This is a genomic window from Nostoc sp. FACHB-888, from assembly GCF_014696655.1.
Taxonomy (GTDB): domain Bacteria; phylum Cyanobacteriota; class Cyanobacteriia; order Cyanobacteriales; family Nostocaceae; genus Nostoc.
This window is the reverse complement of the sequence record NZ_JACJQM010000210.1, coordinates 1-6,845: the sequence shown is the minus strand read 5'-3', so window position 1 is coordinate 6,845 and position 6,845 is coordinate 1. Positions and strand designations below refer to the sequence as shown.

The 6,845-nt window shown below is 44.5% G+C and carries 4 protein-coding genes and 1 pseudogene; 3 read left to right on the top strand and 2 right to left on the bottom strand.

Annotation, left to right across the window (positions count from 1 at the left end):
* Positions 1–347: 347 nt before the first annotated feature.
* Entirely contained in the window at positions 348–512 is a 165-nt protein-coding gene (locus tag H6G26_RS43355) for a hypothetical protein (protein ID WP_229563766.1), read from the top strand.
* A gap of 294 nt (positions 513–806) precedes the next feature.
* Here the strand turns inward: H6G26_RS43355 and H6G26_RS36780 are convergent, their stop codons facing one another.
* Positions 807–3,908 (bottom strand): ExeM/NucH family extracellular endonuclease, encoded by a 3,102-nt coding sequence (locus H6G26_RS36780; RefSeq protein ID WP_190736424.1) that lies wholly within the window; start codon positions 3,906–3,908, stop codon positions 807–809.
* 147 nt (positions 3,909–4,055) lie between these two features.
* Entirely contained in the window at positions 4,056–5,177 is a 1,122-nt protein-coding gene (locus tag H6G26_RS36775; protein WP_190736422.1) for a hypothetical protein, read from the bottom strand.
* An 824-nt stretch (positions 5,178–6,001) separates the two neighbouring features.
* On the opposite strand from H6G26_RS36775, the gene H6G26_RS43350 reads away from it, so the two are divergent.
* Together H6G26_RS43350 and H6G26_RS36765 are read left to right on the top strand one after the other, a co-directional pair.
* A complete protein-coding gene (locus tag H6G26_RS43350) occupies positions 6,002–6,202 on the top strand; it encodes an SRPBCC domain-containing protein (RefSeq protein WP_242054205.1) in 201 nt (66 codons plus the stop codon).
* 276 nt (positions 6,203–6,478) lie between these two features.
* A pseudogene (locus tag H6G26_RS36765) lies at positions 6,479–6,673 on the top strand (ISKra4 family transposase); the annotation flags it as partial.
* Positions 6,674–6,845: the final 172 nt, after the last annotated feature.

The following is a 6,845-nucleotide window of genomic DNA, read 5'->3' as shown; positions in this document are numbered from 1 at the left end:
AGTAAATTCCTGTTAATTTCCAGAGTGATATGGGGGTGGAGAGCTTTTTGTGCAAGGATTTGATAAAGTTTCTCTAACAATTTTTAAAGAAACGATGCTTCTAGCAGGGTAGGACACAGACAATGGAAGAAGCTAGAAGCCAAAAATATAAAGTGCTTCATAAAGAAATAGTATGAGAATTTGCCAGTTCCGCATTTCTCACAAGCTTGAGGGGAAGAAGGAGCAGAGGGGCAGAGATCCTATATTCGGCAAGAAAACCAATCACACCAGCGCTTACAATCTTTAGGACTAATTCCTGGCATTTCTTTATTTTTGACAGGTATTCAAGCGACTAAACAGTTCATGTTTTGCTAAATAGTGCCTTTTGGGTTGGTTTGTATGGTCAGTTATGGATAGGGGCAATGGGATTTTGGGCTGATTTAGCTGATGAATTGATGCGCCTCAAGCTCAATAAACTACCCTATTTTCAGCAAGGTTTACGGGCTATGACTCTTATCCAGTCTGCTTTATAACTTCTCTGTCATCCCTTCAGGGATATTGTGGCTAAACGACTATATCTTTGGCGCTTTCGCCCTTCCCTACGGGACGCTGCGCGAACAGGCGAAAGCTAGGCTTATAGCATTTTATTATTGGTAAGTGCCTAACCCAAGATCCTCTTGAGGAAAAAGAGTTATTGGGCAATAACTCTTTCTCAAGAACTGCTCAAAGACTGTTCACCTCAACAGATAAACACTTTGTTAACCAAGCCGCACTGTCCTGTTTCCTGCCTTCTTAAAACATTAATTTACCATTATTGCGCCAATCCCTTAAATCGTTACAAAATCAGCAGCAGTGATAGTGCTAGACTGCACTCCACTTAGAACCGCTAGCAGTCCATCATTACCTGTCAGCCTAATTAGGGTGTTGCTAGCATTTACACCTGTGTCCTGGGTAATCGTCAACTGCCCAAATAACAGATTTCCTGACAAGCCGAGCAAGTCTTGACTATCTTGAAAGTCGGTGATGGTGTCAATGCCTGTATCGACTGCTAACACAAAGCGATCGCTACCCCTACCACCAGTCAGGCTATCATTGCCTTGGCCACCATTGAGTAGGTCATCACCATTACCACCCACTAGGATATCGTTGCTAACGCCCCCGTTAAGGATGTCGTTGCCGTTATTCCCGTTGAGGATATCGTTGCCATTGCCCCCATTTAAGGTATCGTTAGCATTACCGCCGTTGAGTTCATCTCTGCCAGAGGTGCCATTAACGGGGTTGTTGCCATTGCCCCCGTTGATTACGGTAAGGGTGCTAGACAAATTAATCCCAACTAGAATTGGGTCATGGTCGGACGAGCGGTAGGGTGTTTCTGTGTAGAGGTCAGGTGAGGCTCCAGATCCTTTAAATTCAAGGTTGTAATCTAAAATTCTCGGTTCGTCAGCGTTAATATGCCACTCGGTCACACCCGATACTTGAGTATCCAGGCTAGACGTGGCGAGGGCATGATCCAGGTAGCCTGACTGTCCGTCAAAGACAAATGAGTAGGGATTATCTACAAATCTGTCAATTTCATCGATTAAACCACCATTTCGTAGAACATCAATCGGGTCTTCTTGACCATAAGCGTTCAAGTCACCAATGACCAGCACATCGCTATCACCTGTTGAGACTTTTAGCTCATTAACAAATCCAAGTAGTGCTTCTGCCTGTTGAACGCGGGTGAAGTTGAAAGCACCTTGCCCATCACCTTGGTCTGCATCCAAACCCGTGCCTGTTCCACTCTTAGATTTGAAGTGGTTGATCACGGGTGTGAAAGTTTCACCATTGGAGTTAAGGATAAAAGTCTGCGCTACAGGTAGGCGATTGTAAATGGCATCAGTATCGCTCAGGGATGCACCAACTGGGGTGACGACACCTGGTTTATAAATAAACGCTGTTTTGATTTCGTCAGTTCCGACCCCTGTAGCTGGGTCACGAATATAATCGTAGACTTTAGCGCCGATTTTGTCGTTGAGACTATTGACTAAATTAGCGATCGCTGAATTGGCATCATCACCATCACTTTCAATTTCAATTAAACCAACGACATCAGCATTAAGTGCTGCGATCGCACTGACAATCTTGGCATTTTGTCGCTCAAACTCAATGGCAGAATCTGCGCCGCGAGATGTAGGGAATCCGCCCCCCGCGCCATCTCCATTGAAGTAATTCAAGACATTGAAGCTAGCAACTTTAATATTACCCCCAACGTTCTCTGGTGCAGAGGTGCGGGGATTAGTCTGGCTAAATACAGGTGTAACCGTTGGCTGAAGCCGATAATTGTTGAATCCGTAGCCAAGCACACCAGTCAGGTTTGTGGTCGTATCACCCGTCCGCAAGGTGTTATTGGCATTGAGGTAGGGGATAGTCGTCGGATTTTGAGTATTGCTACCATCATCCACTAAAATTCTACGGCTGTTGTTGATATTCTGTTGAACCGTGACAGCAGCTACATTGTTTTCATCATTTTCTGTTTCAGAGGAGGGGATGTCAGTCGGATCGATGAAGTTCGTGGGATTAAACAACCGCCCCTCAGCCGATAGTACGACCTCGCCAAAACGAGCCAAGTTGAAGTTCTCGGTGACGGTTAAAGTTTCCGGGAAGGTGACGAGCGTTCCCTCGTAGCGTTCCAAGCTTGTTACGGTGGCTACAGGTAAATCTACTACGGTGGGGGCAACTGTCCCTGAACCCACCACGTTTAAACTGGTGGGGCTATCGATTTGCGTCTGATTGAAGGATTCAGAAACTTTTCCTGTAACTTGTACAACATCACCCACGTTGACATCAATGCTTGAAGGGGCAAAAACAAAGATGCCATCAGAGGTTGCTGAGTTGCCGTCCCCTGTAGGGTCTTGGATGTAGAAACCGTTCAGACCCGTACTACCCTGAAAATCTCCCACCACTACACCTTCAGTGGTGTAGAATGTATTGTTGCCAGCAAAAGGGCTAGCGTCGCCAGATCCTTGAATAGTGTAGATTGGCGTTAGCATAAGGGCAACGTCGTTATCGGTGACATTAACGTTGAGATTTGGAATTGGTGTAGAGGTGTTGGAGTAGGCTGGGTCAGCACTACTGGTAATCGAGTGGGTAATTACACCGTTATGGGGAGAACCTTCCATGTCCGCATCATTAACTGCCCTAACAGTCACTGTTTGAGAAGTAGTGTTGCTTAAGGACAGTGTTACTGAATTGAAGAAGTTTATACCATCGCTACTGATTTGCGTTTCTTCGTCTGCTGCGATCGCAATGTTTACAGCACCAGTCGGCACGGTATTTAGTGCGATCGTGTAGGTGTCAGTAGTTTCACCTGCTTCGTTGACATCTGTGCTGCCGCCAGATTGGGTGATTGTCACCCCAGCAGTATTACCGCCATCAGCTGTGTAGCTTCCCAATCCGTCAAAGGTATCTGTAGCAAACCCAAGCCATTCTACGCTTGGTTCAAATGCATCATCAGGGTTGGTATCACCCATTGTGATGCTACTCTTGCGGCGCAGTGTGTTATCTGCTGTGCTAGTTAGTCCTGTACCCCACTCAGTCCCTGGATCAACACCAATCTGACCGATTACATCAACAATGGTGCCACTGGTTCCACCCTTGCGTAGGACAATCGCATCGTCGCCGTTGTACCAGGAAGCGCTACTGGTTTGATCTGCTTGAGCGATAATCGCCGCATTAGCAAGACTTTGAGCAAGGACAAATACATCCCCATTTGCTACTGTACCTGTCAAGTTGATTGTCGTAGCAGGAGCAGTATTGCCATTGAAATACATCTGCACAACATAGCCTTCTGTTGCTAAGTTGATTGCAGCCCCAGTGCTGTTGTAAATTTCAAGAGCTTTATTGTTACTGCTGCCCTCTACATACTCGGAAAAAAACAAATCTGCCATTTGTCTGCCTACCTGTGATTGTGTATTAACTATTTAGTGAGGAATGGCACGAATTCATAGCTGTGCCAGAACGTGCTAATTTATGTGAGGTCGCCAAATAACTATTGCGACAGAAGCTCAACATCGTTGGTTAGAAACCGTATAGCATTACGGAGCCGGAACCGCTACTCGATTGCTGGGAATAATCTGTGGCTGATATGAAAACACCTCTCGGCTACGGGGATCGACGCTTACCTTGACCCATTGCACATCGTTGGTGCCGTTCGCCGCATTGTTGCCAAATGTCTCGACACGAGTGAAGTTTTCTATACGTCTGCCTTGAACATCTAGAAATGGCTTGTCAATACGGAAGTAGTGCGAGTCGCCATGTACGTATGCAATCGGCTTACGGAAAGCGATCGCCTGATCGCGCAATGCTAATAAAAAGTCCTTGAAGCCATCAGGCTGCCCATCGGTTTGCACGAGCGTCTTTGGATCACGCAAAGGCGCTCTGGTTTGGTCGGTCTGATCCCACCCTGGATTAGCTTGGGAGATCAACATCACCGCCGCCGAGTTGTTTTCTTTTGCCACTCTAAAGGTTTCTTTCATCCATGCAATATTGGCTGCGTTTCGTGCCGTATACTCCGTTGAGTTAGGCGCAGTGTCGCATAGATTATTACACGAACCTTGGATATTGAGTGTCGCATAAGTAACTCTGCCGACTGTCCAGCGACGGTTCTCAATACAGGGCACTGCACCGTTGACACCAAGGCACATCTGTGCAGTCGGCACTTCCTGGGCTAGCCGACGCTGCCCTAGAGAAAAATTCGTGCTGAAGAATACTAGACGCTCGTAGTCGAGGCGTTCAAGTGAATTAAATCCACCATTTGAAGGGCGATCGCAGTCTGTCCAATCGTTGTCACCCGGTGTGAAGGCTGCTGGTGCCTCCAGAGCGTTGAAGTAGCCGAGTGCTTTGGTATACAGCGCGTTGTCACAAAGGCTGTTAGAACCGGCTTTGAGATCGCCATTATGGACGGTGAAAGAAAGTTTCTGCGAATTCATGTCGTCAATTAGTCTTGTTACCCCAACCTCCTGTGCGTCCGAGTAAGGTAAATCCCCCCAAAGTCCGATCTCGTATGGCGCATTCGCGTTCTCGTTCTCTCTGGCAACCACCATACTAGTGGTTGCAGATGCCAGAAACGGTAAAGTCAGGGCGACTAAACACACTTTAGGCAGCAAATGCGTAGTAGTAAAGCGTCGTAACGCTGAATAGCCAAGCTTGGTCGTCATTATATCCTCAATTATTTTTGAAATCCGTGGATGCATTTTTGACAAGTAGCTTCTGCCTATATCATTCCAGCCAGCAATTTAGATTACCGGATTATCGATGATAGAGAGGTTATGAATAGGTTATAAGTGGGATACAAGTTCGTATCTTTACGGTTACTTTCTAAGTTTGCATTTTCCGTTCGACCGAATTTTGGGAAATCCAACCCAACTTGGGTGCTTGTTATCAGCCGTTTGAGTGCCTTGAACGTGTGCCTATTGTGACCAGAGGCGCACGGTTTCCGACTCAGACTATTTGTTAGCGCAGAATTGTAAACACGTTGCTAATGCTACCTGAGTTCGGGATAAGCTGAAACCCTTATTACACCGTTGCTTGATTCTGAGATATGTCAACGTGTCTGCGTCGTTTCCGTCAACTAACGCTGAATTAATCTTCTTAACCCGAACTAACGTTATTTTTAGTTATTTTCTTCAGTCAAGTTGTTATTGTTTTAAATACCTTTTTTTATTTTTCACTATGGTTATCTATGGTTGTAGTAATCTTTTTAGGTATCTTTATGCTAATTGACGAATTATGGAGTGGCTTGCAAGGTTAATGCATCTCAAAACCTATTGATATGATCGGCGCTCAAGGTGTCCGTGAAATATTAAAAATGCTTCCTGAAAAGCCTGAGCCTTTCTGTTGCTGCTTGACTACTCCGCAACCTTATGTAATGTCTATCAACGAATTTTACCAAGACGTATCAAAAAATACAGCTTTTTAGACAACAATCAGATTTGCAAGTATCCATCACTGAGCGATCGCAAAACACCGATTAAATCTGGAAGTGTTCTATCTCTATCCCCCTGAAAAAGTTTGGCAGGTACTCACTAACCATCAAGCATTAGCGGCATGGTTAATGGCAAACCACTTTGAGTCACGTTTGGGACATCTATCAGTAATTTTTCAATCTTTAATAAGTTATAGCAATCTAGAACGATTACTGAGTGAGTCTGACATCGATCGTTACACTGACATTCGGCTCTGAATTAGTAAAAAGATCGATTGATAGTGTGGGATTACATAAGGTTGCCATACTTAGTTATCTCTTGAAGTACTTATCTTTATTTACACTGTTAAAAAATAAAATTGGCACTATCATCATGTGTATTATTGAGGCAGAGATATTAGTAAATATGCTTATGGTAATATCCACCAAAAGATAGTTAATATCAAGTATGTAAGCTGCTAATATGAATTTGGCTCTTCCTGCTTTGAAACCTTTACCACTTAAAAATTCTTCATTTATTACAATACTTTAGCCCAAAAAGCAGAAATTGAGACTGAGGCATTGACAGGAGTAAAAGTTGGCCACACAACGCAACAAAAACTAGTGCTGTCACAATATTTTCAACTACCACTTGCTAAACAATCAGTTTCAAAAGCCAGCGTAGATGGAGGAAAAGTCCGACTCAGAGGTAAACCGAAAGAAGGCTGCCAGTGGCGAGACTATAAAACCAGGGCGGCCGCATCATGTCAACAAGTAAAGTCTATTGAGAATATACTTAAAAATAATGTCATTAACTCTTACTTATTGCGAAAATATTTGGCGATTGTTTGGGGCTTAAAAAATAATCAAACGCGAAATCCTCATTTTTTCGTTGGTTTTTAACCTTCGTTGTGATCAAGAG

Bases quoted from the DNA above. Each gene is read 5' to 3' on its own strand.
- H6G26_RS36775 (WP_190736422.1), bottom strand. From the start codon at position 5,177: ATGACGACCAAGCTTGGCTATTCAGCGTTACGACGCTTTACTACTACG.
- H6G26_RS36780 (WP_190736424.1), bottom strand. From the start codon at position 3,908: ATGGCAGATTTGTTTTTTTCCGAGTATGTAGAGGGCAGCAGTAACAAT.